The following is a 24,847-nucleotide window of genomic DNA, read 5'->3' as shown; positions in this document are numbered from 1 at the left end:
ACCATTTTTCTGCTTTTTTTGTAATTTTTTAAAATGTTTTGGACAATTGAATCATTTTCTTCTATATTTTATCAGGATTTTTGGAGTAGAAAATAAAAAATTTTTAAGATTTTTTTAAAAAAGTGTTGCAACCGTTTTCTATTTGTGGTATACTAAGTATAGTTTAAGAAAACGTTTGCGTAAACTATTTTAAATTGTTATCTTATTATTTTATTCTTTAGGAGGAATAAATCATGAAACATAAAATGTTGAAAAGTGTTGCAGTTCTTGGAACTGTAGGATTAGCTAGTTTGTTACTAGTAGCTTGCGGTAGCAAAAATAATAAATCAGCTTCTTCTGGTGATGGTAAAAACCTCACTGTTTACGTAGAAAAACAATACGAAGGCTACATGAAGAAAGCTGCTGCTGCTTTTGAAAAAGAAAATGGAACAAAAGTTACTATTAAAACTGGCGACCAACTTAAAGGTCTTGAAAATCTTTCACTTGACAACCAATCTGGCAAAGCTCCAGACGTTATGATGTCTCCATATGACCGCGTAGGTAGTCTCGGTTCGGACGGCCAACTTTCAGAAGTGAAACTTGACAAAGGTTCAATGACTGATGACACAACAAAAGCACTCGTAACTACAAAAGGTAAGATTTATGGCGCACCTGCTGTTATCGAAACATTAGTAATGTACTACAATAAAGACCTTGTTTCTAAAGCTCCAACTACATTTGCTGAATTAGAAGAACTTGCAAAAGACAGCAAATATGCTTTTGCTAACGAAAATGGCAAAACAACTGCTTTCCTCGCGGACTGGACAAACTTCTATTATGCTTACGGTCTGTTAGCTGGTAACGGTGGTTACGTATTTGGTAAGAACGGTACCGATCCTAAAGACATCGGTCTTGCAAATGACGGTTCTATTAAAGGTATTGAATACGCTAAATCTTGGTACGAAAAATGGCCAAAAGGAATGCAAGATACTAAAGGTGCCGCAAACTTAATTCAAACTCAATTCCAATCAGGTAAAACAGCTGCTATCATTGAAGGTCCTTGGAAAGCTGCATCATTTAAAGAAGCTAAAGTAAACTATGGTGTTGCCACTATTCCTACACTTCCAAATGGTAAAAACTATCAAACCTTTGGTGGTGGTAAAGCTTGGGTCATCCCTGCAGGATCTAAAAATGCCAAAACAGCTCAAAAATTTGTCAACTTCTTGACATCAACAGATCAACAAAAAGCTTTCTATGATGCTACAAACGAAGTACCTGCTAATACAGAAGCTCGTAAATATGCTGAAGGTAAAAATGATGAATTGACTTCAGCTGTTGTTAAACAGTTCCAATCTGCTCAACCTATGCCAAATATCTCTGAAATGAGTACTGTATGGGATCCAGCAGCAAGTATGCTCTTTGATGCTGCAAGTGGTAAAAAAGATGCTAAAACTGCTGCAAATGACGCCGTGAAATTGATTAAAGATACTATCGATCAAAAATTTGGTAAAAAATAAAACAGATTGAGGTAGGATAGAACTCGATTGGCAGCACCAGTCGAGTTCTATATTTTAGACAAAGGAGGCTCTGATGACTACACAACAACAGCCACGTAAAGCATTGCTGCTCTCCCTCATCCCAGGACTTGGGCAAATTTATAATAAACAAAAAGCAAAAGGGGCTATCTTTTTAGGAGTTACCATCTTATTTTTGATTTACTTTTTCGCCATTGCTGCTCCTGAGTTAGGAAACTTAATTACTCTCGGTGAGGTGCCTGGACGCGATAACTCTCTTTTCATGCTGATTCGTGGTGCATTCCACTTTATTCTTGTCATTGTTTATTTCATCTTTTATGCTCTCAATCTAAAAGATGCTTATACTATTGCGAAACGTTGGAATAATGATTATCCAGTTCCTACGACTTTCAAAGATATGTTAAAAGGAATTTACGCTAATGGTTTTCCTTACCTATTGATTATTCCTTCATATATTGCAATGACTTTTGCTATCATTTTCCCTGTATTGGTCACTCTTTTAATCGCCTTTACAAACTATGATTTCCAACATTTGCCTCCAACCAAGCTCTTGGATTGGGTTGGCGTGACAAACTTCACTAATATTTGGCGACTTAGCACTTTCCGTTCTGCTTTTGGAGCCGTTCTTGGTTGGACTATTATCTGGGCACTGACTGCCTCAACCGTCCAAATCGTTATTGGTATTTTTACCGCTATTATTGCAAACCAACCATTTATTAAAGGAAAACGCATTTTCGGCGTTATCTTTCTACTGCCTTGGGCCGTCCCAGCATTCATCACTATCTTAACTTTCAGTAACATGTTCAACGATAGTATCGGTGCGATCAATACCCAAGTCATTCCGCTTCTTGGTAAAGTTTTGCCATTCTTAAATGGACATCTGATTCCTTGGAAAACAGATCCAACCTGGACTAAAATTGCTCTAATTATGATGCAAGGTTGGCTTGGATTCCCTTACATCTATGTATTGACACTTGGTATCTTGCAATCCATTCCAAACGATCTTTACGAAGCAGCTTACATTGATGGTGCAAATGCATGGCAAAAATTCCGCAATATCACTTTCCCAATGATTTTAGCAGTTGCTGCCCCTACACTCATCAGTCAGTATACTTTCAACTTCAACAACTTCTCTATCATGTACCTCTTTAATGATGGCGGTCCTGGTACAGTTGGTGGTGGTGCAGGTTCGACCGACATCCTCATTTCGTGGATTTATCGTTTAACGACAGGTGCAGCTCCTCAATACTCAATGGCTGCTGCGGTAACACTTATCATTTCTCTTATCGTGATTTCAATCTCCATGATTGCGTTCAAGAAACTACATGCATTTGATATGGAGGATGTGTAAGATGAATAATTCTATTAAATTTAAACGCCGTTTAAACCACTTTTTAACTTATTTCTATCTAGTGGCTTTATCTATTATCATTATCTATCCTCTCTTGATCACGATTATGTCCGCTTTCAAGACAGGGAATGTCCTTGCGTTCAAGTTGGATACTGATATTAATTTCAGTTTTGAAAACTTTAGCAAACTCTTTACCGAAACTCTATACGGTACTTGGTACTTTAACACCTTAATCATTGCCATCTTGACAATGATCATCCAAACAAGTATAGTTGTACTAGCTGGTTACGCTTATAGCCGTTATAATTTCCTCGCTAGAAAACAAAGTTTGGTTTTCTTCTTAATCATTCAAATGGTACCAACAATGGCAGCCCTTACTGCCTTCTTCGTTATGGCTTTGATGTTAAATGCGCTCAACCACAGTTGGTTCCTCATCTTCCTTTATGTCGGCGGTGGTATCCCAATGAACGCTTGGCTCATGAAAGGGTACTTTGATACTGTACCTATCTCGCTTGATGAGTCCGCTAAATTGGACGGAGCTGGTCACTTTAGACGCTTCTGGCAAATTGATTGCCACTCGTTCGCCCAATGATTGCTGTACAAGCTCTCTGGGCTTTCATGGGGCCATTCGGAGACTATATCTTATCTAGTTTCTTACTTCGTGAAAAAGAATTCTATACAGTTGCTGTTGGTTTACAAACCTTTGTTAGTGATGTGAAGAATTTGAAGATTGCCTACTTCTCAGCAGGTGCTATCTTGATTGCCTTGCCAATCTGTATCTTATTCTTCTTCCTACAAAAGAACTTTGTATCTGGTTTAACAAGTGGTGGCGACAAGGGATAATCTTGTCCCACCCTCTTTTATTTATAGTTGTATGATAGCCAATAAACACAGTTTATTGGTCGTCACCTGATTATAAATTTTAGAAAGAAATGCCTATGTTACCTTATCCATTTAATTATTTTTCCAGTATTTATGGTTTTAAAAAGCCTTTTGCTAATCGGAAATTGCTGACATGGTTTCAGCTGATTTTCACTAGTGCCTTTTTAGTTTCCTTATCCATGATACCAATTGCGATTCAAAATGCTTCACTCAAAAGTTACCCACTCACCACTTTTGTAGACGGTGTTTTTGACTCGCTAACAAAAGAAACGATGGTTGATATTGCAGAGAACGCTAAAATAGAAAATCATCAATTTAGCTACTCTGGTCAGCAAGCCACTCACAATAGCAAAACGGGAACTGTCCTTCTTGGAAAAGAGAATACAACCTTAGAAGAAAAGTTAACGCTTGCTTTTGAGCCAAAGCAATTGGTTATTAGTAAAAAAGGAAGAAAACTAGCAGAAATTCAATACCAGTATATTAATCAAGCTGCTTTGAAAGATAAAGCCGCTCTGAGTGCTGCCATTTCTCAAGACTGGTTCCAACAAAATCGTGTGACAGTCAGTCTATTTTTGGTTCTGATTTCAGGATTTCTATTGGCATTAAACTTCTTTATTGTCCTTCTAGGTGCTACTTTTTTCCTTTATTTAACGAAAAAATCCCGTCTCTTCTCCTTTAAAACAGTCAAAGAATGCTATCACTTTGCTTTGAACTGTTTGGGATTGCCAACTTTGATTGCTGTTGCAGCAGGGTTATTGTTCGGTCAAGCCATGACCACTATGATTACCATTCAAAACATTCTTTTTGTTCTTTATCTCGTCATTATTTTCTATCGGACACATTTCCGTGATGAAAAAATGAAAAAGTAGGAGGTTTTTTATGCGAGTTACTATCAAAGAAGTTGCTAAATTGGCAGGAGTTTCGCCTTCTACCGTTACCCGTGTTGTCCAAAATAAATCCAGCATCAGCGATGAAACCAAAAAAAGAGTCCGTAAAGCTATGAAGGAATTGAATTATCATCCTAATCTCAATGCACGTAGTCTGGTTAGTAGTTATACTCAAGTCATTGGGGTTGTTTTACCTGATGATTCGGATGCTTTCTATCAAAACCCATTTTTCCCTTCAGTCTTTCGCGGGATTGCTCAGGTTGCTTCCGAGCATCACTATGCCATTCAAATTGCGACTGGAAAAAATGAAAAGGAACGCATGGAAGCCATCTCCCAAATGGTTCTTGGCAAACGAGTAGACGGACTCATCTTTCTCTACTCTCAAGAAAATGATCCACTTGTAAAAATGGTCAGCGAAGAACAATTTCCTTTTTTAATTTTAGGAAAATCGCTTTCTCCGTTTATTCCTTTGGTGGATAATGACAATATCCAAGCTGGATATGATGCAACAGAATATTTTATCAAAAAAGATTGCCACAATATTGCTTTTATTGGTGGTAGCAAAAGACTATTTGTAACGCAAGATCGCTATAAAGGGTATCAAAAAGCACTAGAGGATTACCACTTAGAGCTTGACCCTCAAAATACAGCCTTTGTAAATGAATTTTTGGAAGACAAAGGATATCAATTTACCAAACGCCTTCTCAATCATGATTCAAAAATTGATGCTATTATCACAACAGACAGTATGCTGGCAGAAGGAGTTTGTAATTATTTAAATGAAAATCAATTGTCTGTTCCCACTCTAGCCTTTGACTCTATTAAACCCAAACTTGATTTAACAGCTTATGTAGATATTAACACATTAGAGCTAGGGCGGGTTTCGTTCAAGACTATTCTACAAATTATCAATGATACCAAAGAAAATCGACAAATTTGCTACCGCCAATTGATTCCACATCGCATTATCGAACGATAAAGAAAGGAAGTTTATGGCTTTCCGAACATTCCAAGCCTATTTAGATGACCAAAGTCTCATCACTATTGAGTTAGAAAATCAATTTTATGCCGAACCATTACAATTTACAATTGAAACGGTCGATAGCACACAAACCTTACAGATAAGAACTCTGGAAGAACAAGATGACTTCGTGCAATACAGTCTTGCTCCTCTTGAACCGTTAGATTTAACCAGTCATTATTGGATTTACGACCAAGATCGCAATAAAACCTTTTTGCAATTTCGCCATATTGTGAGAAAGCCGATTTTTGACCAAACCTTTGCTTATGATGGCAATGACTTAGGAGCTCATTACACTCCCAAAGTAACGACTTTTAAACTCTGGGCACCAATTTCTGAACAAGTATTACTTCATTTGCAAAATGACATTTACCCAATGATGCTCGGAGAAAAAGGAGTTTGGCAAACAGAAGTCTCTGGAGACTTTGATGGGGCAGCTTATTACTATCTACACAAAGTGAATGGCCACTGGGTGGAAGTTCACGACCCTTATGCCTTATCTTCAGAAAGCAATTCTGGGGCTAGTTACGTGATTAACCTAGAGAAAATTTCTCGTCCTATCCAACGAGCAGCAACACAAATTTCAATGACAAAAGCCATTATCTACGAGATGAGTGTGCGAGATTTTTCCATGCAAAAAGAAGCTGAGTTTTCTTACCCTGGGAAATTCAAGTCCCTAACAGAGTCTCCTGATTTACAAGAACACACTTTGGGAATGGATTATGTCAAACAACTGGGCGTTACTCATATCCAACTCATGCCAGTGTATGATTTTGGCAGTGTTGATGAAAATCACCCAGAACTCGTGTATAACTGGGGATACGACCCTATGCAATACAATCTTCCTGACGGTAGCTTTGCAACGAATCCACATGATCCTTATACAAGAATCGTTGAATTGCAAGAAGCAATCGCTACTTATCATCAAGCCGACATCAGTGTGATTATGGACGTCGTTTACAATCATGTCTACGATCCTAAAGCCTATGCTTTTGAAAAAATCGTCCCAGGCTATTTCTTCCGCTACGATCACAACGGCAATTTGACAAATGGGACTTTCTGTGGGAATGATGTGGCAAGTGAGCGGGCAATGGTTCGTAGCTATATTAAGCATTCCCTCAAACAATGGCTAACTCTTTATGGAATGGACGGCTTCCGCTTTGACCTCATGGGTATTCTAGATATGGAAACCATGAAGCAGATTGCAGAGGAATTGAAGTTTCTTTATCCAAATGTTTATTTGTATGGAGAAGGGTGGCGTATGGCTACCGGACTGGATAGCAATCGGCTTGCACATCAATTCAACGCCGCTCAATTACCAAACTATGGTTTTTTCAGCGACCACTTCCGCAATACAATCAAAGAAACGATTTTAGAAGGCAGTCAAATCCAAGATTCCAAACCAATAGATACGATAGAAAATGTATTGACAGCTAATGTTGGATTAACGGAAACAGCATATTTTATCGCGCCCCAGCAAGCTATCAACTACGTGGAATGCCATGACGATGCAACGGCTTTTGATTATTTTGCAATTAAAAAGCCAGATATCTCTCTAAATGAGCGGCTAGCAGATGCACGACTCGCTTTGCATATTACTTTGTTAGCTCAAGGAGTACCGTTCATCCATAGTGGGCAAGAGTTTTTCCGTAGTAAAAACCTCATGGATAATACTTATAATGCTCAAGACGCCATCAACCGTCTTGATTGGCTACGCTCCATTGAATATGAGAAAGACGTAGATTTTGTTTGCCAGTTGATCCAATTCAGAAAAGCAAATCCGCTTCTCAGTTTGGAAACAAGAACAGAAATTAAAGATTACTGTTCTGTCGAATGGCTAAGTGATTCTGTGGTCGAATATAAAATTAAAGAAAAAGAAGATCAAATCACAATCCTCATTAACTTTGGAAATGAAGATATTGCTTATCAAAATCAAGAAAAACAAGCTATTTTTATCAACTACCCAAAAATCAGCCTTGACGTTCCTCTCAATACTAACAAAGATTCCTATACTGTCCCTGCAAAACAGGTTCTCGTACTTAAATAATCGTAACATCTATTTTATTTGTTTCGTACCGAAAGTCACGAGACAGATTTAAAATCTCATAACAAAAAAACAATCAGATTGGCTAAACGAACCAATCTGATGTTTTATTCTTCTACGAAACGTCCAAGAATGTGAACATTATCTGCTACCGATACAAAAGCATGCGGATCGGTTTTACGCATAATATGTTTAAATTCATTAAATTCAGCACGCGTAATGACTGTAATCAAAACAGTCTTTTTCTCATGATTGTAAGTTCCTTCTGCACCATTAACCATGGTTGCACCACGATGCAATTTGTTATGAATTTTATCAATAACTTCTTCGGGATGACTGGTAATAATCATCGCCTGCATCTTCTTTTGCTTAGTAAATACTGCATCTGTCACACGGCTTGACACAAAAATCGTAATCATCGAATATAGTGCATATTTCCAGCCGAAAGTCACACCGGCAATAATCATAATCATGCCATTGACCATAAAGGAAATATTTCCCACATTTCTGCCGGTTTTCTTCCGAACCGTCAAGCTGACAATATCCGTCCCACCACTAGAAATATTGGAACGCAAAGCAAAGCCGATTCCCATTCCCATGATGACCCCACCAAACAAGGCATTGATAATCGGGTCATTCGTTAAAGTCACTTCAGGAACAAACTGGATAAACAGCGAGCTCATGGAAACGGTTATAAAAGTAAATACCGTAAACTTGTGCCCAATTTGATACCAAGCCAAAATCATCAGCGGGATATTGATGAGGTAGAAAGTCACAGAAACCGGAATAGTAAATCCTAAAAAACGTGTACTTAAAGCAGCTAAAATCTGTGCCAATCCAGTCGCACCACTTGAATAAACATGTCCCGGTTGAAAGAAAAGATTTACTGCAACCGCAGATAGAAAACCATAAATGAGCGAAGCAGAAATCTTTTCATCGTACTTCTCACGAGAAATACTCTTAAGTACTCGTATCAACTTAAAATCATAGGCTAGACGGCGCAAATAATAACGCAATCGTTTGTAAATCTTACTTTTCTTCATGAGTTTCTACTTGTAAACTTAATTCTTCAAGTTGTTTGGCGTCCACTAGGCTTGGTGCCTGAGTCATTGGATCACTTGCTTTGTTGTTTTTAGGGAAAGCAATCACTTCTCGGATATTTTCCTCACCAGCCAGCAACATGACAAAGCGATCGAGTCCAATTGCCAGTCCACCATGCGGCGGAAAACCATAATCCATTGCTTCTAGCAAGAAACCAAATTGATCAGTAGCTTCTTCTTCAGAAAAACCAAGGGCTTTAAACATTCGTTCTTGCAAATCTTTGTGGTTAATACGAAGACTTCCACCACCCAATTCATAACCATTCAAGACAATATCATAAGCAATAGCACGAACCTTGCTCAAATCACCTTCTAATTCATGAGCCGTGTCCGCTTGTGGAAGAGTGAATGGATGGTGCGCACTCATGTAACGACCTTCTTCTTCCGACCATTCAAACATTGGCCAATCCACAACCCAAAGGTAATTAAATTTCGATTCATCAATCAAGCCCAACTCTTTTGCCAAACGTATACGCAAAGCACCTAGTGCTGCATTGGCAACTTCCAGTGTATCCGCTACAAAAAGAACCAAATCATTGTCTTCAAGCTGTAAAGCATCTGTCAAGTCACTTGTCAAGTCTTTCAAAAACTTAGCAACTGGTCCATTTAGTTCACCTGATGCCACTTTCACCCAAGCAAGTCCTTTTGCTCCATACTGTTTTGCTTGCTCTGTCAACTTATCTATATCTTTTCGCGAATAGCTGTCAGCAGCATTTTTCACAACAATAGCTTTAACGGCTGGTGCTTCTGAGAAAACTTTGAAGTCAATTCCCTTGACAAGATCTGTCAAGTCTTGCAATAGCATCTCAAAACGTGTATCTGGTTTATCACTTCCATACAGAGCCATTGCATCATCATATTTCATTCGTGGGAATGGTAGTGTAACCTCAATCCCCTTTGTTTCTCTCATCACTCGACCAATCAAGCCTTCTGTAATATCTTGAATTTCTTGATCAGATAGGAAAGAAGTTTCTAAGTCAACCTGTGTAAACTCTGGTTGACGGTCTCCACGCAAATCCTCATCACGGAAGCATTTTACAATTTGATAATACCGATCAAATCCAGCATTCATCAACAGTTGCTTGGTAATTTGAGGGCTTTGTGGCAGAGCATAGAAATGACCTTGGTTCACTCGACTTGGTACCAAATAATCACGCGCCCCTTCTGGAGTTGACTTAGTAAGAAACGGCGTTTCCACATCAATAAATTCTAATTCATCCAAGTAATTGCGGATAGAATGTGTTACCTTAGCTCGCAATTTCAAATTTGCCAACATTTCAGGACGACGAAGGTCTAAATAACGGTAACGGAGACGGGTATCATCATTCGCTTCAATACCGTCTTTGATTTCAAATGGAGTCGTTTTGGCCGTATTGAGAACTGTCAGATTCTCCACGTGTAGTTCAACAGTTCCCGTTGCCAATTTATCATTCGCCTGCGTACGGGCTTCTACTTTTCCAGTCACCTCAATCACATATTCGCTTCGTAAACTTTCAGCGATTTCCATGACTTCTTTATCCACATTTTCAGGATTGATAACTAGCTGCATGATGCCTTCGCGGTCGCGCAAATCAATGAAAATCAACCCTCCCAAGTCACGACGACGGGACACCCAACCTTTCAAAGTGATTTCTTGACCAACATGTTCACTACGAACACGCCCAGCATACATTGAACGTTTCATTTTTATTCTCCAAACTTTTAATTCTTTTACTATTTTACCACAAAAGCGATGAAAAAGAAGATATGCTTTTCAAAATCTTCATATCTTAACGTAATATTTCACAAAAGAAGATGACGACTCACCTCTTACTTTCTTTGTCATATAATTCAGGATGCAAAACCATGACCACATAACTTGATGCTAAGCGCAATAGCCCTGCTGCTAAGCCAAAAATCGGTGCTAAAAACCGAAAAAAGAAATCCCCTCTCACAAAATAGGAAATTCCTCCTATAATCAAAAAAACAATTAGAAACTGAATTACAGACGGAATGATTATTTTTTTCATTGCTCTCTCCACTTCTACTTCAACATTCTACTATAGTTATGAGAAAAAAAGCCATTTGACTGGCTTTCTCCCTTTTTAAATTAAAACCCCAGTTGTTCAAAAATTGTTTGAAAATCTTCTTGGATCTGATTTAAATCAACCGTTAATTCTTCACGAGTGTGATTGTTTTTGACGGTAGCTTGGTTGCTTTCAATCTCACTTTCACCAAGAGTTATCAAAGTCTTAGCAGAGAAAGCATCTGCTGACTTGAATTGCGCTTTCAACTTACGGTTTAAATAATCACGTTCAGCTGTAAATCCTTGCTTGCGAAGTGCTTGTACAATTTCCAAAGCTTTGTTATTAGCAACATCTCCCAAAACTGCAATATACGCGTCCAAACTATCCTCTAGCGGCAAGACTACACCTTGCTTTTCCAGAACGAGGAGCAGACGTTCTACGCCCATCCCAAAGCCAAATCCAGCCGTCTCTGGGCCACCAAAATAAGCAACAAGGCTATCATAGCGACCGCCTGCACAAATAGTCAGTTCATTACCGGCTACATCTGCAGTAAATTCAAAAATCGTATGATTGTAATAATCCAATCCGCGAACCATGTTGGTATTGATAACATAAGGAATTCCCAGCGCTTCTAACATTGAGCGCACAGCCTGAAAATGAACTTGACTTTCTTCATCTAGATAATCCAGGATAGAGGGTGCATTTTCAACAGCGAGTTTATCTTCTTTTTCCTTACTGTCTAGCACACGGAGAGGATTCTCTTCCAGACGACGCTGACTATCTTTAGAAAGACTGTCTTTCAACGGCGTCAAATAATCAATCAATGCTTGACGATAAGCGGCGCGACTCTCCGCATTCCCCAAACTATTCAACTGCAACGTTACACCTTGAATACCAATTTCATTGAAAAATTGAGCTGCCATGGCGATTGTCTCCACATCAGTCGCAGGATTGTTGGATCCAAAACACTCTACACCAATCTGATGAAACTCACGCAAACGCCCTGCCTGTGGACGCTCATAACGGAACATAGAACCCATATAATAAAGTTTCACCGGCTTTTGGACTTCTGGGGCAAAGAGTTTATTTTCCACATAAGAACGCACAACTGGTGCTGTTCCTTCTGGGCGTAATGTGATATGACGGTCGCCTTTGTCATAAAAATCATACATTTCTTTGGTCACAATGTCAGTCGTGTCGCCAACAGAACGACTAATCACTTCATAATGTTCAAATAATGGCGTACGGATTTCTGCGTAATGATATTTTTTAAATGTTTTGCGAGCAAATTCTTCTACATATTGCCATTTGACAGACTCTTGAGGAAGAATATCCTGAGTCCCTTTGGGTTTTTGTAATTTCATAGCTTTCCTCTTCATTCATATAATATAATTATTTTACCACAAGTAGCAGATTTTGAGGACAGTTTCAGTATATTTTCTCTAAAAAGCTAGCACGCTATGCTATTTTCCAAAAAGTAAAAGAAAATCTGTCAAGTAACTTTACTTTACAAATTTTTTTTGATATACTATTACAGTTGATGAAAATCAAAGAGATTGAATCGAACTTATATTAAAAGGAGAATAAAGAAAATGGCAGTACCTGCACGTCGCACTTCAAAAGCGAAGAAAAACAAACGCCGCACTCACTACAAAATTACAGCTCCATCTGTACATTTTGACGAAACTACTGGAGATTACTCACGTTCTCACCGTGTATCCCTCAAAGGATACTACAAAGGACGCAAAATCGCCAAAGCTGCAACAGCAGAATAATAGAAGGGAGCTATCATGCGCGTAAATATCACACTTGAACACAAAGCATCTGGTGAACGCTTGTACCTTACTTCTAAAAACAAACGCAACACTCCAGACCGTCTTCAATTGAAAAAATACTCACCAAAATTGCGTAAACATGTAGTGTTTACAGAGGTTAAGTAAGGGTTTCAGTACACGTCAATAGACGTCAAAATATTGATTTTAAGAGATTTTTGATTTTTTGAAACTCATTATATCGCACTACAAATCAATAAAAACTGTACCTTTTTTAGATAAATATATTATCTGGATATTGAAGTTAAGCCCTGCTGTCATTTCGATGGCAGGGCTTTTTAATATTTGGTACACTAACTTCTTATCTATATTTTGGTGGATTTTAAGTTGACATCTACAAAGTTTAATGTTAGAATACATTCAAAAATATATTTGAATGAGGTGTTTTATGATTCAAAATGTTGTTACTTCAATAATCCTGTATTCTGGGACAGCCGTAGACTTACTTATTATCCTAATGTTATTTTTTGCCAAAAGAAAAAGCAGAAAAGACATCATTAACATCTATTTAGGACAATTTCTAGGCTCTGTTAGTCTAATATTGCTAAGTTTGCTTTTTGCATTTGTCTTAAATTATATTCCTAGTAAAGAGATTTTAGGTTTACTCGGTTTGATTCCAATTTTCCTAGGTCTCAAAGTTTTGCTTTTAGGAGATTCTGATGGAGAAGCTATTGCCAAAGAAGGTTTGCGCAAAGATAATAAAAACCTGATATTTCTAGTCGCTATGATTACTTTTGCAAGTTGTGGTGCTGACAATATTGGTGTCTTTGTTCCATATTTTACTACCTTAAATTTAGCAAATTTGATAGTAGCTTTACTTACCTTTCTAGTCATGATTTATCTCTTGGTTTTTTCTGCCCAAAAATTGGCACAAGTCTCTTCTGTTGGAGAAATTTTGGAAAAATATAGCAGATGGTTTATTGCAGTTGTTTATTTAGGATTGGGGATATATATCCTGATTGAAAATAACAGTTTTGACATACTATGGACTATATTAGGCTAGGAGAAAATATTATGAAAAAAGATAGTATCTGCCAAGTGAATGTTATAAATCAGCAAAGTATTACCACCGCAACGAACTACCTTGAAAAGGAAAAAGTCCAAAAATCACTTCGCATTTTAACAAAATTTACCGATAATAAACAGATAAATATCATCTTCTATCTTCTTGCTGTTGAAGAACTCTGTGTCTGTGATATAGCCTGTTTACTAAATCTCAGTATGGCATCTACTTCCCACCATCTTCGTAAACTAGCCAATCAAAACATCTTGGGCACTAGAAGAGAGGGGAAAATTATATATTATTTTATAAAAGATGAGGAAATCAGGGATTTTTTTAATCAACTAGGATAACAACTATTTTTACTACTTTTCCATGATTATAGGGGATTATATATGAAATTTTTTGAAGAAAATTATTCACAAGAAATACCTACTCGTATCAAAAATTTAAGAAAAAAACACAATATTACACAAAGCGAACTAGGCAATGCAGGTCAAGTTAGTCAAGTTGAAAGTGGTAAGCGACCAATTACGAGTTCGATGTTAGTTTATTTAAATGCTCTAACCGCTTCGAGCTATACGTATATCGTTTTTGGAGAGTTAGATGAGTTTATTGAGAATCTGTTTCATTATTTTTTCAGTTCTATTTTATATAGAGATTTAGAGGCTGTAGATGAAAACCTATATTCTTTCATGAGTGATGATTTAATTTCAATCCAATCAAGTTGTCTAAGTATTGCCAAGACATTTGCAAATTTCAATATTCAAAGAAAAAGATTTATGATTTCTACTGAAACTGAGATGGATACTTTTCACAAGAAAGATGACATTGACATTACTGTTGGTGAAAAAAGTTATAACCTCGCTAGAAGTTTTAGAACCTGTACCATCAATGAATTGACTGTCATTGATTTTGAAGAAATGTTTGATATTCTTTGGTTGATGTTAGGGGATAATTTAATTAAATCATTTGAAGTTAATGTCTGTGGTATCCTATTTGAATTAGGCGGAAATGACATACCCTCAACATTTAGGCAAGAAAACATTGACCCTCTCATCAATAAATGGTGGTATGATAATGTTTCGACAGAAATTATCCCTAATCTAATAAAAAAACTCAAAGAAAATCCCTTGTTTAATATCGGATTTATAGTAAATGATATATTAGAAAGAATGTATAAAGAGAATATTCCAAAATCTTACCTTACATCCGTCCCGTTAGTTATTTCTAAAAAAGGAAGAACAACCTCTTCGTTTAGTATAACTGGTGGTCAACAAATAGATGAAGTGAAATTCAAACAGATATCTGAGGACTATATGAAATTACTCAGTCAAGGTAAGGATATCACAGAGTTATATCAAAAATATTCTAAAGAAGAGTTGGCAAATCTAGGCATTAATATTTATCAATCCAATGATATAGAAAGGACTGAGGAAAGAACTTTTGATGAAATTATCAGTTGGGTTTCCAACCCTTATGCAACAAGACCAATTCAAGAAAGGCACACTATTCAATTAGAGCCAACAAGATTTTCACTAGAGGATAAGAAACGTATTGAAAAAATTGCCTCTCAGGGAATAAACGACATCGACCTTGTTGATTTAGTTGAACTCTATGATATCAATTTAGATAATACAAATGTCACTCGCTATATTGAGGGATTATTGACGAATAATACACAAGTAACATACTATTTCCAAGAACAATTAAACGAGGAATTACTCGCAATGGCTTCGACTTTAGATAGAGTTCAACAAGCATTTATTAAACTATTAAGCGAAGAAGAGATACGAAAATTTGCTCTTTAAAAACTAGGTGAATCGCCTAGTTTTTTTTTGCGCTTCGTTTTACAAATTAGTCTATTGAAGTAAAAAAAGAAGTAAAAAATAAAAGAACATTATGCCTTATACTGAATATATCAAGAAAAACTCTTGATAAAAATTTTAACAGTCCATATTGATGGCCATCAAAGGACAGATTGAAACAAATATGATGATATGACGATAAAGGTCATGTCTTGCATAGAATTGTTTCGCTGTTTCTTTGTTGTGCCTTTTAGCATACTCAGCGTTCAATATTTGCTCATATACGTTTCTTTCTGTCCAAGGACGAGAAAGGATCATATATTACTATGAGTAATAAAGTACAAGAACGCCGTGAGCGTAAAATCACAGAAGCTATTAAAGCTAAAAATTGGAATGAAGTAACTCGTTTGCTTCAACAAGAACAAAGTAATGCAGAACGGCGTGACCGATACCACCATAAACGAAGTATGGAAGAAAACATAGCTCGTAATGACGGTAAACGACGTGAACGCTATGAAGTAGTTGCAAGTTCTGATTTGAATCCCGAAGAAGCTTTAATCCTAGAGGAGTTAATACAAGCTATTCGTGAAGCTAAAGCATCCCTATCAGAAATTGACAGTAAGATTGTTGAAATGATAGCGGAACAAGGTTCAAGCTATAAAGAAACGGCTCGCTATGTCACTGAACATTATAAAAAAATGAGTGATGTAACAGTTAAATCCCATTATTGTAAAGCGCTAAAAAAATTAGCACCTTTATTAAAAACTTATCGCTAATCCCTCAAATCCAGTGTCTCTTATCACTGGATTTTTTTGTAAAAAAATTAAAAATTCAACAAATAACTTTGCGTTTAGCTGTCTCATTCTCCTTAGTAATAAGGAGGTGGTACACAACCAAAACAACTACGTCCAGCTCACGACCAAAACCGAGCAACTCGCATTCGCATTATTTCTCAATAATAAAGGAGGAACAGCCCTATGGCGTTTAAAATGAAAACCACAAAAGGTGGTTATACAACTACATTGCCTGATAAAATTATCAGTCAAAAACAACCGATTTACTCACTTAGTACCGAACTTGAACCACAACAACGGTTTGAAGAAGGAAAACCAACAGGAGAAATCGTAGCCTATAAAGCATGGTTTGTACAGGAAGGACAAGACCCTTTCCAAGTAAAATTCGAAGATAGGATTGAGCTTCCATCGTTCCAATCCATGATTCAATTTGACACCCTACAAGCTTGCGAAGTAAAATATAACGTTTACTTCAAAGCAAATGGTATCAAGGAGGTGCGGTAATGACATCACAATCTCGTGATGCGCTGAACCAATCTTTCCTGCAATCTTACCTGCTCCAGAGCCTAAACATGGCTCTGGGGGCTTTAATGCAGGGGGAAACCAGCTATACTAATTCTTTTAACGTCATTATTCAAGAAGACGGCTTTGTCTTTGTCCCTCGCCTGCCTTGTGCTTATATTCTTGATGATGACTTGTACAAGAAAATTTTTCTGATTGCTAACGCTTCTCTCTACCCTCAATTTACTCTCTTGAAACAAAATGCAACCTATTTTGTTCCACTCAAAACAGATGACTTACACATTCAACGTGGATTGTTTTTCCCTTGGAAAAAGGGAATTTCAGAACGTTTAACTATTCCTGATTTGGATAAATTTTCAGCTAGCCTATCACAAGAAAAAATTCCCATTATGAAGTACTTTGAACTAAACCTTGAAAAGATAAATCACTGGGCTATTGCTGGAAATTCAGGCTCTGGGAAAAGCTATGCTTTAACGTACTTTTTGAGTGTTCTGAAACATATGTCTGACTTAATTATAATTGACCCAAAATTCGATACACCAAGCCGATGGGCAAGGGAAAATCAAATTGCAGTTATCCACCCTGTCGAAAACCGTTCAAAGTCTGATTTCGTTTCACAAGTCAATGAACAATTAAGCCAATGTGCAACCCTCATTCAGAAACGACAAGCTATCTTATATGATAACCCCAACCATCAATTTACTCATCTAACCATTGTCATTGATGAAGTCCTAGCCCTATCAGAGGGAGTCAATAAGAACATCAAAGAAGCCTTTTTCTCTTTACTCTCACAAATTGCCTTGTTGGGACGTGCTACCAAAATCCATCTCTTTTTAGTAAGCCAGCGTTTTGACCATAACACTATCCCCATTTCAGTGAGGGAACAGCTAAACGTATTATTGCAAATTGGAAATATCAATCAGAAAACCACTCAACTCTTATTTCCAGACCTAGACCCAGAGGGGATTGTCATTCCGACAGGACACGGAACAGGTATCATTCAAGTTATCGACAATGAACACCCCTACCAAGTTCTACCCTTACTCTGCCCAACCTACTACACTAAACGAGGTATCCTATGACCAATAAAACCTACTTTATGAGAAGTTTTAATCTCATACTATACTTATTTCTATTTGCTCCTATCTGTTCTGCATTTGGCTGGTTATTCAACTTTCTTTCAGTTCAATTAACCAACATCACATTTGTCAATCCAGATGCGGTCAAAAGTACTACGGATATCATTGGTTCCGTTTGCCATAGAATTGCTCTTGTTTCACTACTACTTGCCTTATTATTGGCTGGTTCAGAGATAATACAACGGTTGAAAACAGATAGTTTTTGGAACTATATCCAATCTGTCTATCACACTTTCCTGTTGCGACACTTCCTGTTTCAGCGTGAACGAGTACAGAAGATAAGCAACCTTGAACACCAGACCGTTACCACTATCAATCCAATCCATAACGGATTTAACCGAGCTGTTCGCAAGTGTATTGTAGATATACGAAAAGATACCATCACTATTTTTCTAAAAGTCCCTAGAGACCAACAGGGGCAAAAAATCCTAAAAGAGATGGAAGCACAATTAAAAGAAGAAATCGTCAGCCAACACGCAGACTATTATTTCTCCTCTCCTATTCGAGTTCGTAACCAATTGTGGTTCACTGGACAAAAACGTTAATACCTTGGGGCTGTGGCTTGCGTTAAGCAAAAGCCAGACAGCCCCTTTTTATATTCCTATCTATCATGACCTATTGGGGTTACTACGACAACGAAAGTTAGAAGCTGTGGGGATTTATCTTGAAAAGATTGCTGAACTAACGCAATAACTACTCTACCATTCACTCTACCTTTTATTATGTAGCATTCTAGAAACATTGATGTACCAACGTTTCTAACAGCTAAAATAGAAATTATTTAACTCTTACAGAAGTGAAATAATTGAGATCAGAAAAGCCTATGGAATCAACGTTTCAGAGGCTTTTTTTATTTAAAAAAATAGCATTTTAACTAATTTTCAGCTGATTAGATATTAGTCAGATAAGTTTTCATTTTTCCAAAAATAAAGCTTCGTTTCCCTTATAAATTAATGCTCTATTGATTAATTATTTGAAACACAATTATCCATATATTCCAAACTATGACTGTAAAAGGTAGTGTAAAATAAGTTGTGTAAACACAAAAAGGAATAAATCCGTTATAGTAGAGTTGCGAAACATTACTAGAAAGAGATTTATTCCTATGACTCAGTTTACCACAGAACTACTTAATTTCCTAGCCCAAAAGCAAGATATTGATGAATTTTTCCGTACTTCTCTTGAAACAGCTATGAACGACCTGCTTAAAGCAGAGTTATCAGCATTTTTAGGGTATGAACCTTACGAAAAAGTAGGCTATAATTCTGGTAATAGTCGTAACGGAACCTATTCACGGAAATTTGAAACCAAATATGGGACTGTTCAGTTAACTATTCCAAGAGATCGTAATGGGTACTTTAGTCCAGCTTTGATCCCCGCTTATGGACGTCGAGATGACCACTTGGAAGAGATGGTGATTAAACTCTATCAAACCGGTGTAACGACTCGAGAAATTAGTGATATCATCGAGCGTATGTACGGTCATCACTATAGTCCTGCCACAATTTCTAATATCTCAAAAGCAACTCAGGAGAATGTCGCTGCTTTTCATGAGCGAAGCTTAGAAGCCAATTACTCTATTTTATTTCTTGACGGAACCTATCTTCCATTAAGACGGGGGACCGTTAGTAAAGAATGTATTCATATCGCACTTGGCATTACGCCAGAAGCACAGAAGGCTGTTCTTGGATATGAAATCGCCCCAAATGAAAACAATGCTTCTTGGTCGACTCTGCTAGACAAGCTTCAAAACCAAGGAATCCAACAGGTTTCTCTTGTAGTGACTGATGGCTTCAAGGGGCTTGATCAGATTATCAGTCAGGCTTACCCATTAGCCAAGCAACAACGTTGCTTCATTCATATTAGTCGAAATCTGGCTAGTAAGGTGAAACGATCTGATCGAGCGGTTATTCTGGAGCAATTTAAAACGATTTATCGTGCCGAAAATTTAGAAATAGCAGTACAAGCTTTAGAGGACTTTATCGCTGAATGGAAATCAAAGTATAGGAAAGTCATGGAAAGTCTGGAGAATACGGATAATCTTTTAACTTTTTATCAGTTTCCCTACCAGATTTGGCACAGCATTTATTCGACAAACCTCATTGAGTCTCTCAACAAAGAAATCAAACGTCAAACGAAAAAGAAGGTTCTTTTTCCTAACGAGGAGGCTCTGGAACGTTATTTAGTTACTTTGTTTGAAGATTATAATTTCAAGCAAAGTCAACTAATCCATAAAGGGTTTGGCCAATGTTATGACACACTTGAAAGCTTATTTGATTAACACTCAATAACTCTACTTGAGTGTTTACACAAAATTATTGACAGTATCTTTATAAAAGATTTTCAACAATCATAAAAAACAAAACATACAAATAAAGAGTTTAAAACATCTGTCTTAAACTTTTTGCCCCTCACTGTTGCTCGCCAATACAGCATTCTTCGTGCTCATCTAAACTTTCGTCTGTCTGAATGGTTACTTTTGTAATTCCATACATTTTAAGATGTTGGCGAATGAGCTGCTGAGTTTCTGCTTGTTGTTCGGGATGTTTCATGCAAATATGAATCATCGCAAATTTTTCTAGCCCATCGGTTGTCCAAACATTTAGCTGAGTGACTGTTTGGATATTCTCGATTGTTTGAATTTCTGCATAAAGGTCATTCAGATTTACATCGCTCGGTACGTGATCAAGAAAGATTTGAACATTTTCCCAAAACTTAGGCAGTGCTTTACTCAAGATAAAGGTCGAAATGATGAGCGAAAGTAATGGGTCAAGGAAATACCAGTTTGTAAAACGAAGAATGACGGATACAAAAGTCACAGCCAACCAGCCTAAAATATCTTCTAGAAAATGCAGACTCAGAATGGATTCATTGTGCGTCCGTCCATGGCTAACCACTCTGCTGGCTGCAAAGTTGATTACAATTGCAAAAATTCCCAAAATAAGCATACCGTCGTAGTTCACCCGTTCAGGCGCAAACAGCTTGGGAACATTCTCAACCAAAATAAGAATAGATCCCACTATCAAAATGGTAGAGGTCAACATAGCCCCCAGCAAACTATACCGTTTATACCCTAGTGTGTATTTCTTATCATCTCGTCTGTTGGAAATTTTTTCAAAAAACGCCGACAAGCCAATCGCTAAGGCATCTCCTGTATCATGTACCGCATCTGCCAGTACAGCACTGGAGTTAAATAGAGCTCCAAAGATAAATTCAATAATCGCAAACGAAAAATTTAACAGAAATGCAATCCAGACATTTTTACTTGATTTCATTATTGTCTCCTTCTAATCGCACATTGAGATTTGATTTTATTTATTGTATAATGTATTCAAAACAAAACACTCTGTTCAATTATATTATCTACTATTTTAACGGAGGAAACAAGAAACAAATCTAATGCTTCGTTTGATAGCGTACATTTATTAGGATTTGTTCGGAAATGATGGATAGACGAGTTAAAAAATCACGCGCAGCCATTTACCAGGCTTTTCTCACTCTTTTGAATCAAAAAAGTTATGAATCCCTCACAGTTCAAGAAATCATTGACCTTGCAGATGTCGGTCGGTCGACTTTCTATGCTCATTTTGAGACGAAAGAGGCATTACTTGAAGAAATGTGCCAAGATTTGTTCCAGCATACGTTTGTTGAGCGCTACCAAGCAAGTGAACTTTTTGACGCAACAGCTCATATTTTTTACCATTTCAGGAAAAACCAAGATAAAATAGCTACTTTATTATTGTCTAAAAATATTTATTTTATCAATCGTTTAAAATTAGAACTAGAGCATTATCTTTTTCCTCTCATTCGTGAAAAGCTATTGGCACAAAAGTCTGAGCTACCAGAACCATTTTTAAAAAATTATGTCACGACAACTTTTATCGAAACGGTTACTTGGTGGTTGGGACAACGAAATAAAATCGATGAAGCCACTATTACAGCCTACTATCTTGAGCTAATGCACTAATATAGGGCTATAATTTTGGCTATCTCTATGGTATAATTTTTTTAAGAACTCTTCTAGGAGAATTTATGAAAAAACAACATTCTATCTTTTTATTACCAGGAATTATCATGGTGGGTGTCGCTTTGCGGACGCCCTTTACAACGCTTCCAACTGTCTTAACAGACATTGCCAACGGACTTCATGTTTCAGTTAATTCCCTCGGTCTTTTGACCAGTCTGCCCTTAATCATGTTTGCTCTCTGCTCTTCATTTTCGGCGCGTTTAGCGAGCAAAATTGGGCTCGAACGGCTTTTTACTCTCGTCCTTGCTCTGCTTACCATTGGATCCTTCATTCGGATTTTTAATCTACCACTTCTTTATGTGGGGACGATTCTCATTGGAGTTTCCATTGCAGTACTTAATGTTTTACTTCCAAGTGCCATCCAAGCCAATCAACCGCATCGGATTGGACTCTTGACAACCATGTATGTAACCTCTATGGGGCTATCAACCGCTATTGCTTCTTCTATTGCAGTGCCGATAACAAAAGCAACTTCATGGCAAGGTCTTGTCCTTTTTTTGACAATGGTTTGTCTTTTAGCATTTTTGATTTGGCTACCAAATACATCTTATAACCATTTCTTAGTGAACAAAAATAAAGAGCACCAAGGTAGCTCTATCTGGAAAAATAAAAAAGTTTGGGCTATTATTATTTTTGGTGGCTTGCAATCATTGCTTTTTTATACTTGCCTAACCTGGCTACCAACTATGGCAACACAAGCCGGCATTTCAAATGCTTCTGCTGGAGTTTTAGCCTCTGTCTTTAACTTGATTAGTCTACCTTTTTCAATGACCATTCCTAGCTTGACAACACGGCTGTCTCCTCGTCATCGTATGATAATGTTAGCAATTATCTCTGCTGCGGGTGTCCTTGGTATTAGCATGCTCTTAATTCAAACGAATGATTTCTTTTATTGGCTTATTGCCAATATCCTCATTGGGTCAGCTGTGAGTACTCTTTTCCCATATCTTATGGTTACTTTTTCAACAAAAACGAGTAGCCCTGAACAAACTGCTCAGCTATCTGGCTTAGCACAAACAGGTGGTTATTTACTAGCTGCTTTTGGACCAGCTTTATTTGGTTATAGTGCCGATTTCTTCCATTCTTGGCTACCTGCTGTATGTGTCTTGCTCATTCTTACAATCATTATGATTATTGCCCTCTTTTATGTAGAGAAATCTGATAAAATTTTATAAAAATCAAAAACAGAATGGAGAGTGAACCTTTTTCAGTTGTTGGACTCTTTTCTCCACTCTGTTTTTTTAATTATCTATTTTCCATGTCTTAGAATCTGGCAATAAACCTACCTTCGAAATTTTAGAAACATGCCGATTGCCCATAACATAAAAGCCTAGAGGCGCAGCTCGCCATTCATCTGTACAGGTCACGCCAATTCGAGAGCGCGAGCCAATTTGAAACGGGACAGCATTTCCTACCAATTGCAATCTTGAAGTGGTCAAACCTTGACCATCAAATTCCTTGGTAATCCCTGCAAATTTGGTTAATTTTCCTGGACCGTTGGCAAGCAATGTACCGTCTGGCAATTCCAAGGCTCGAATCAAGACAGCTTCTGCGACATTCTCAGCCCTTGTGACTAAATTCAGTATTTGATGTCCGTAGATTTGATAGACATACCAGTGTCCAGCAGATAAATACATAGACTCGTTTTTCGGTGTTCGTTTGCCATGCGCACTATGACAAGCACTATCTTTAGCTCCCAAATAGGCTTCTGTCTCAACAATTCGTCCCAACACTTGTCCGTCTAAGCACAATTGCATACCTAACAAGGACTTAGCCGTTGCGACTGTATCTGTCTGCATGATATGTTTAAATTCTTTTGATAACATGATTTCATTATAACATGAATTCCATACAAAAAAGCAATCGAGAAAGACTGCTTTTTTGTTTAGGAGATTATGATGAAAAAAGTTTTTTTAGGATTAGTTATAAGATACCTTGTTTTGCTTAAATTTGTCTTAATAGAAAACAGTTAAACCGCTTTCAAAAATTCTTTTTTGTGTTAAAATAATAACAAAGAAGAAAAATGAACATTCTGATTATCACCCCACAATGATATCATGCTTATAAGGAAGAAATTTTATGAACAAACGACCTATCCGCCTTGTCATAAGCGATATTGACGGTACTATTTTAAATGACCAACACCAAGTTGATTATCAGCTAAAAACACAGCTTCCTCTTTTGCAGGAAAAAGGAATCCCTTTTGTGTTGGCATCTGCACGTTCACCACTTGGCATGGAGCCAATCGCACAGCAGCTTGGTCTCATTGACAATCCATTAGCTTGCTACAATGGCGCTCTTGTCATCAAAGGAAATCCTCAGAATTATGATATTTTAATGGAACACGCTTTGGATAAAAAAGAAATTCGTTGTCTGCTAGAGCTCGTCCAAGAGAAGTTTCCAACTGTAGCTATCAATCTCTATTCAGGAAAGGTTTGGTTTGCTGAACAAATTGACAAATGGGCTCAGGAAGAAGCAGATATTACCGGTGAAAATCCTATCCTTCAATCTCTAGTTTCTGTTGTAGAAGGGCGGACTTCTATTCACAAACTTCTTCTGATAGGTGAAGCAGCCACCATTCAAAATCTTCACGACTCTCTGCAAAACACAAATTTTCCTAAAACAGCCTTTTATCTTTCAAAAGAGAATTATCTAGAAGTTACAGCTAAACAGGTTTCTAAGGAAAATGCTCTTCAAGAGATTGCTCATTTTTACCAAATTCCTCTCCAGCAAGTCATGGCAATTGGTGATAACTTCAACGACCTCCCCATGCTGAAATTGGCCGGATTAGGAGTGGCTATGGGAAATGCTCCTAAAGCAGTTAAAGAGCAAGTTGCAGCCGTTACCCACACCAATAATAATCATGGAGTCGCTCAAGCAATAGAGCAATACGTCTTGGATTAACAGCTATCTTTCCTAA

General features: G+C 37.3%; 25 protein-coding genes and 1 pseudogene. 19 read left to right on the top strand and 7 right to left on the bottom strand.

Annotation, left to right across the window (positions count from 1 at the left end):
* Positions 1–233 precede the first annotated feature (233 nt).
* From ABKA15_RS00430 to pulA, 6 genes and pseudogenes are all read left to right on the top strand, one after another.
* A complete protein-coding gene (locus tag ABKA15_RS00430) occupies positions 234–1,496 on the top strand; it encodes an extracellular solute-binding protein (protein WP_049514633.1) in 1,263 nt (420 codons plus the stop codon).
* 73 nt (positions 1,497–1,569) lie between these two features.
* Positions 1,570–2,865 carry a sugar ABC transporter permease gene (locus tag ABKA15_RS00425; RefSeq protein WP_022526080.1) on the top strand — a complete coding sequence of 432 codons (1,296 nt, stop codon included), beginning with the start codon at positions 1,570–1,572 and terminating at the stop codon, positions 2,863–2,865.
* 1 nt (position 2,866) lies between these two features.
* Positions 2,867–3,708, top strand: a pseudogene (locus tag ABKA15_RS00420) (sugar ABC transporter permease).
* Positions 3,709–3,803: 95 nt separating this feature from the next.
* Positions 3,804–4,616, top strand: coding sequence for a maltodextrose utilization protein MalA (locus tag ABKA15_RS00415; protein WP_049514630.1), 813 nt, complete (start codon positions 3,804–3,806; stop codon positions 4,614–4,616).
* A gap of 10 nt (positions 4,617–4,626) precedes the next feature.
* The gene (locus ABKA15_RS00410) at positions 4,627–5,613 is read left to right on the top strand and encodes a LacI family DNA-binding transcriptional regulator (protein ID WP_049514628.1); all 987 of its coding nucleotides are present in this window, start codon (positions 4,627–4,629) and stop codon (positions 5,611–5,613) included.
* A 13-nt stretch (positions 5,614–5,626) separates the two neighbouring features.
* Complete coding sequence (pulA, locus tag ABKA15_RS00405; protein WP_049514627.1) at positions 5,627–7,702, top strand: type I pullulanase; 2,076 nt, start codon at positions 5,627–5,629, stop codon at positions 7,700–7,702.
* A 104-nt stretch (positions 7,703–7,806) separates the two neighbouring features.
* Here the strand turns inward: pulA and ABKA15_RS00400 are convergent, their stop codons facing one another.
* The 4 genes from ABKA15_RS00400 to hisS form a co-directional block, all read right to left on the bottom strand.
* On the bottom strand, positions 7,807–8,742 hold the full coding sequence (locus ABKA15_RS00400) for a YitT family protein (RefSeq protein ID WP_049514625.1): 936 nt from the start codon (positions 8,740–8,742) through the stop codon (positions 7,807–7,809).
* On the bottom strand, positions 8,729–10,483 hold the full coding sequence (gene aspS / locus ABKA15_RS00395) for an aspartate--tRNA ligase (RefSeq protein WP_049514623.1): 1,755 nt from the start codon (positions 10,481–10,483) through the stop codon (positions 8,729–8,731). Before aspS ends, ABKA15_RS00400 begins: the two co-directional genes overlap by 14 nt.
* A gap of 118 nt (positions 10,484–10,601) precedes the next feature.
* Positions 10,602–10,808, bottom strand: coding sequence for a hypothetical protein (locus ABKA15_RS00390; protein WP_049514621.1), 207 nt, complete (start codon positions 10,806–10,808; stop codon positions 10,602–10,604).
* An 80-nt stretch (positions 10,809–10,888) separates the two neighbouring features.
* Complete coding sequence (gene hisS / locus ABKA15_RS00385; RefSeq protein ID WP_049514620.1) at positions 10,889–12,169, bottom strand: histidine--tRNA ligase; 1,281 nt, start codon at positions 12,167–12,169, stop codon at positions 10,889–10,891.
* A 228-nt stretch (positions 12,170–12,397) separates the two neighbouring features.
* Here hisS and rpmF point away from each other — a divergent pair, with 228 nt between their 5' ends.
* Positions 12,398–12,580 carry a 50S ribosomal protein L32 gene (gene rpmF / locus ABKA15_RS00380; RefSeq protein WP_049514618.1) on the top strand — a complete coding sequence of 61 codons (183 nt, stop codon included), beginning with the start codon at positions 12,398–12,400 and terminating at the stop codon, positions 12,578–12,580.
* A gap of 15 nt (positions 12,581–12,595) precedes the next feature.
* A complete protein-coding gene (gene rpmG, locus ABKA15_RS00375; RefSeq protein ID WP_003026692.1) occupies positions 12,596–12,745 on the top strand; it encodes a 50S ribosomal protein L33 in 150 nt (49 codons plus the stop codon).
* A gap of 78 nt (positions 12,746–12,823) precedes the next feature.
* On the opposite strand, the gene ABKA15_RS00370 is transcribed toward rpmG, so the two are convergent.
* Entirely contained in the window at positions 12,824–12,997 is a 174-nt protein-coding gene (locus ABKA15_RS00370) for a FanG protein (protein ID WP_071788300.1), read from the bottom strand.
* 28 nt (positions 12,998–13,025) lie between these two features.
* On the opposite strand from ABKA15_RS00370, the gene ABKA15_RS00365 reads away from it, so the two are divergent.
* The 8 genes from ABKA15_RS00365 to ABKA15_RS00330 all read left to right on the top strand — a co-directional run bounded on the left by ABKA15_RS00365 (position 13,026) and on the right by ABKA15_RS00330 (position 20,181).
* The gene (locus ABKA15_RS00365; RefSeq protein WP_000615750.1) at positions 13,026–13,640 is read left to right on the top strand and encodes a CadD family cadmium resistance transporter; all 615 of its coding nucleotides are present in this window, start codon (positions 13,026–13,028) and stop codon (positions 13,638–13,640) included.
* 11 nt (positions 13,641–13,651) lie between these two features.
* A complete protein-coding gene (gene cadX / locus ABKA15_RS00360; protein WP_000711094.1) occupies positions 13,652–13,990 on the top strand; it encodes a Cd(II)/Zn(II)-sensing metalloregulatory transcriptional regulator CadX in 339 nt (112 codons plus the stop codon).
* Between the two features lie 42 nt (positions 13,991–14,032).
* The gene (locus ABKA15_RS00355) at positions 14,033–15,448 is read left to right on the top strand and encodes a helix-turn-helix transcriptional regulator (RefSeq protein WP_049514616.1); all 1,416 of its coding nucleotides are present in this window, start codon (positions 14,033–14,035) and stop codon (positions 15,446–15,448) included.
* A 323-nt stretch (positions 15,449–15,771) separates the two neighbouring features.
* On the top strand, positions 15,772–16,221 hold the full coding sequence (locus ABKA15_RS00350; protein WP_003032329.1) for a sigma factor-like helix-turn-helix DNA-binding protein: 450 nt from the start codon (positions 15,772–15,774) through the stop codon (positions 16,219–16,221).
* Between the two features lie 201 nt (positions 16,222–16,422).
* Entirely contained in the window at positions 16,423–16,743 is a 321-nt protein-coding gene (locus tag ABKA15_RS00345; RefSeq protein ID WP_049514614.1) for a hypothetical protein, read from the top strand.
* The gene (locus ABKA15_RS00340) at positions 16,743–17,843 is read left to right on the top strand and encodes a type IV secretion system DNA-binding domain-containing protein (RefSeq protein WP_049514612.1); all 1,101 of its coding nucleotides are present in this window, start codon (positions 16,743–16,745) and stop codon (positions 17,841–17,843) included. Before ABKA15_RS00345 ends, ABKA15_RS00340 begins: the two co-directional genes overlap by 1 nt.
* Entirely contained in the window at positions 17,840–18,445 is a 606-nt protein-coding gene (locus ABKA15_RS00335) for a hypothetical protein (RefSeq protein WP_049514610.1), read from the top strand. Before ABKA15_RS00340 ends, ABKA15_RS00335 begins: the two co-directional genes overlap by 4 nt.
* 560 nt (positions 18,446–19,005) lie before the next feature.
* The gene (locus tag ABKA15_RS00330) at positions 19,006–20,181 is read left to right on the top strand and encodes an IS256 family transposase (RefSeq protein WP_049514020.1); all 1,176 of its coding nucleotides are present in this window, start codon (positions 19,006–19,008) and stop codon (positions 20,179–20,181) included.
* Positions 20,182–20,311: 130 nt separating this feature from the next.
* On the opposite strand, the gene ABKA15_RS00325 is transcribed toward ABKA15_RS00330, so the two are convergent.
* Positions 20,312–21,175 carry a cation diffusion facilitator family transporter gene (locus ABKA15_RS00325; protein ID WP_049512803.1) on the bottom strand — a complete coding sequence of 288 codons (864 nt, stop codon included), beginning with the start codon at positions 21,173–21,175 and terminating at the stop codon, positions 20,312–20,314.
* Between the two features lie 170 nt (positions 21,176–21,345).
* Here ABKA15_RS00325 and ABKA15_RS00320 point away from each other — a divergent pair, with 170 nt between their 5' ends.
* Positions 21,346–21,867 (top strand): TetR/AcrR family transcriptional regulator, encoded by a 522-nt coding sequence (locus ABKA15_RS00320; RefSeq protein WP_049512812.1) that lies wholly within the window; start codon positions 21,346–21,348, stop codon positions 21,865–21,867.
* Positions 21,868–21,932: 65 nt separating this feature from the next.
* A complete protein-coding gene (locus ABKA15_RS00315) occupies positions 21,933–23,102 on the top strand; it encodes an MFS transporter (protein ID WP_049512806.1) in 1,170 nt (389 codons plus the stop codon).
* A gap of 66 nt (positions 23,103–23,168) precedes the next feature.
* Here ABKA15_RS00315 and ABKA15_RS00310 read toward each other — a convergent pair whose 3' ends face one another.
* Positions 23,169–23,753 (bottom strand): DNA-3-methyladenine glycosylase, encoded by a 585-nt coding sequence (locus tag ABKA15_RS00310; RefSeq protein ID WP_049512808.1) that lies wholly within the window; start codon positions 23,751–23,753, stop codon positions 23,169–23,171.
* Between the two features lie 253 nt (positions 23,754–24,006).
* On the opposite strand from ABKA15_RS00310, the gene ABKA15_RS00305 reads away from it, so the two are divergent.
* Positions 24,007–24,831 (top strand): Cof-type HAD-IIB family hydrolase, encoded by an 825-nt coding sequence (locus ABKA15_RS00305; RefSeq protein ID WP_049512810.1) that lies wholly within the window; start codon positions 24,007–24,009, stop codon positions 24,829–24,831.
* Positions 24,832–24,847: the final 16 nt, after the last annotated feature.

Source organism: Streptococcus sp. KHUD_010, assembly GCF_040207525.1.
Taxonomy (GTDB): Bacteria; Bacillota; Bacilli; order Lactobacillales; family Streptococcaceae; genus Streptococcus; species Streptococcus hominis.
The sequence above is the reverse complement of the archived record's forward strand: the minus strand, read 5'-3'. Positions and strand labels throughout refer to the sequence as shown.

Excerpts from the sequence above, each read along its gene's own strand:
- ABKA15_RS00430 (WP_049514633.1), top strand. The coding sequence starts at position 234 with ATGAAACATAAAATGTTGAAAAGTGTTGCAGTTCTTGGAACTGTAGGA.
- ABKA15_RS00425 (WP_022526080.1), top strand. The coding sequence starts at position 1,570 with ATGACTACACAACAACAGCCACGTAAAGCATTGCTGCTCTCCCTCATC.
- ABKA15_RS00415 (WP_049514630.1), top strand. The coding sequence starts at position 3,804 with ATGTTACCTTATCCATTTAATTATTTTTCCAGTATTTATGGTTTTAAA.
- ABKA15_RS00410 (WP_049514628.1), top strand. The coding sequence starts at position 4,627 with ATGCGAGTTACTATCAAAGAAGTTGCTAAATTGGCAGGAGTTTCGCCT.
- pulA (WP_049514627.1), top strand. The coding sequence starts at position 5,627 with ATGGCTTTCCGAACATTCCAAGCCTATTTAGATGACCAAAGTCTCATC.
- ABKA15_RS00400 (WP_049514625.1), bottom strand. The coding sequence starts at position 8,742 with ATGAAGAAAAGTAAGATTTACAAACGATTGCGTTATTATTTGCGCCGT.
- aspS (WP_049514623.1), bottom strand. The coding sequence starts at position 10,483 with ATGAAACGTTCAATGTATGCTGGGCGTGTTCGTAGTGAACATGTTGGT.
- ABKA15_RS00390 (WP_049514621.1), bottom strand. The coding sequence starts at position 10,808 with ATGAAAAAAATAATCATTCCGTCTGTAATTCAGTTTCTAATTGTTTTT.
- hisS (WP_049514620.1), bottom strand. The coding sequence starts at position 12,169 with ATGAAATTACAAAAACCCAAAGGGACTCAGGATATTCTTCCTCAAGAG.
- rpmF (WP_049514618.1), top strand. The coding sequence starts at position 12,398 with ATGGCAGTACCTGCACGTCGCACTTCAAAAGCGAAGAAAAACAAACGC.
- rpmG (WP_003026692.1), top strand. The coding sequence starts at position 12,596 with ATGCGCGTAAATATCACACTTGAACACAAAGCATCTGGTGAACGCTTG.
- ABKA15_RS00370 (WP_071788300.1), bottom strand. The coding sequence starts at position 12,997 with ATGTATTCTAACATTAAACTTTGTAGATGTCAACTTAAAATCCACCAA.
- ABKA15_RS00365 (WP_000615750.1), top strand. The coding sequence starts at position 13,026 with ATGATTCAAAATGTTGTTACTTCAATAATCCTGTATTCTGGGACAGCC.
- cadX (WP_000711094.1), top strand. The coding sequence starts at position 13,652 with ATGAAAAAAGATAGTATCTGCCAAGTGAATGTTATAAATCAGCAAAGT.
- ABKA15_RS00355 (WP_049514616.1), top strand. The coding sequence starts at position 14,033 with ATGAAATTTTTTGAAGAAAATTATTCACAAGAAATACCTACTCGTATC.
- ABKA15_RS00350 (WP_003032329.1), top strand. The coding sequence starts at position 15,772 with ATGAGTAATAAAGTACAAGAACGCCGTGAGCGTAAAATCACAGAAGCT.
- ABKA15_RS00345 (WP_049514614.1), top strand. The coding sequence starts at position 16,423 with ATGGCGTTTAAAATGAAAACCACAAAAGGTGGTTATACAACTACATTG.
- ABKA15_RS00340 (WP_049514612.1), top strand. The coding sequence starts at position 16,743 with ATGACATCACAATCTCGTGATGCGCTGAACCAATCTTTCCTGCAATCT.
- ABKA15_RS00335 (WP_049514610.1), top strand. The coding sequence starts at position 17,840 with ATGACCAATAAAACCTACTTTATGAGAAGTTTTAATCTCATACTATAC.
- ABKA15_RS00330 (WP_049514020.1), top strand. The coding sequence starts at position 19,006 with ATGACTCAGTTTACCACAGAACTACTTAATTTCCTAGCCCAAAAGCAA.
- ABKA15_RS00325 (WP_049512803.1), bottom strand. The coding sequence starts at position 21,175 with ATGAAATCAAGTAAAAATGTCTGGATTGCATTTCTGTTAAATTTTTCG.
- ABKA15_RS00320 (WP_049512812.1), top strand. The coding sequence starts at position 21,346 with ATGGATAGACGAGTTAAAAAATCACGCGCAGCCATTTACCAGGCTTTT.
- ABKA15_RS00315 (WP_049512806.1), top strand. The coding sequence starts at position 21,933 with ATGAAAAAACAACATTCTATCTTTTTATTACCAGGAATTATCATGGTG.
- ABKA15_RS00310 (WP_049512808.1), bottom strand. The coding sequence starts at position 23,753 with ATGTTATCAAAAGAATTTAAACATATCATGCAGACAGATACAGTCGCA.
- ABKA15_RS00305 (WP_049512810.1), top strand. The coding sequence starts at position 24,007 with ATGAACAAACGACCTATCCGCCTTGTCATAAGCGATATTGACGGTACT.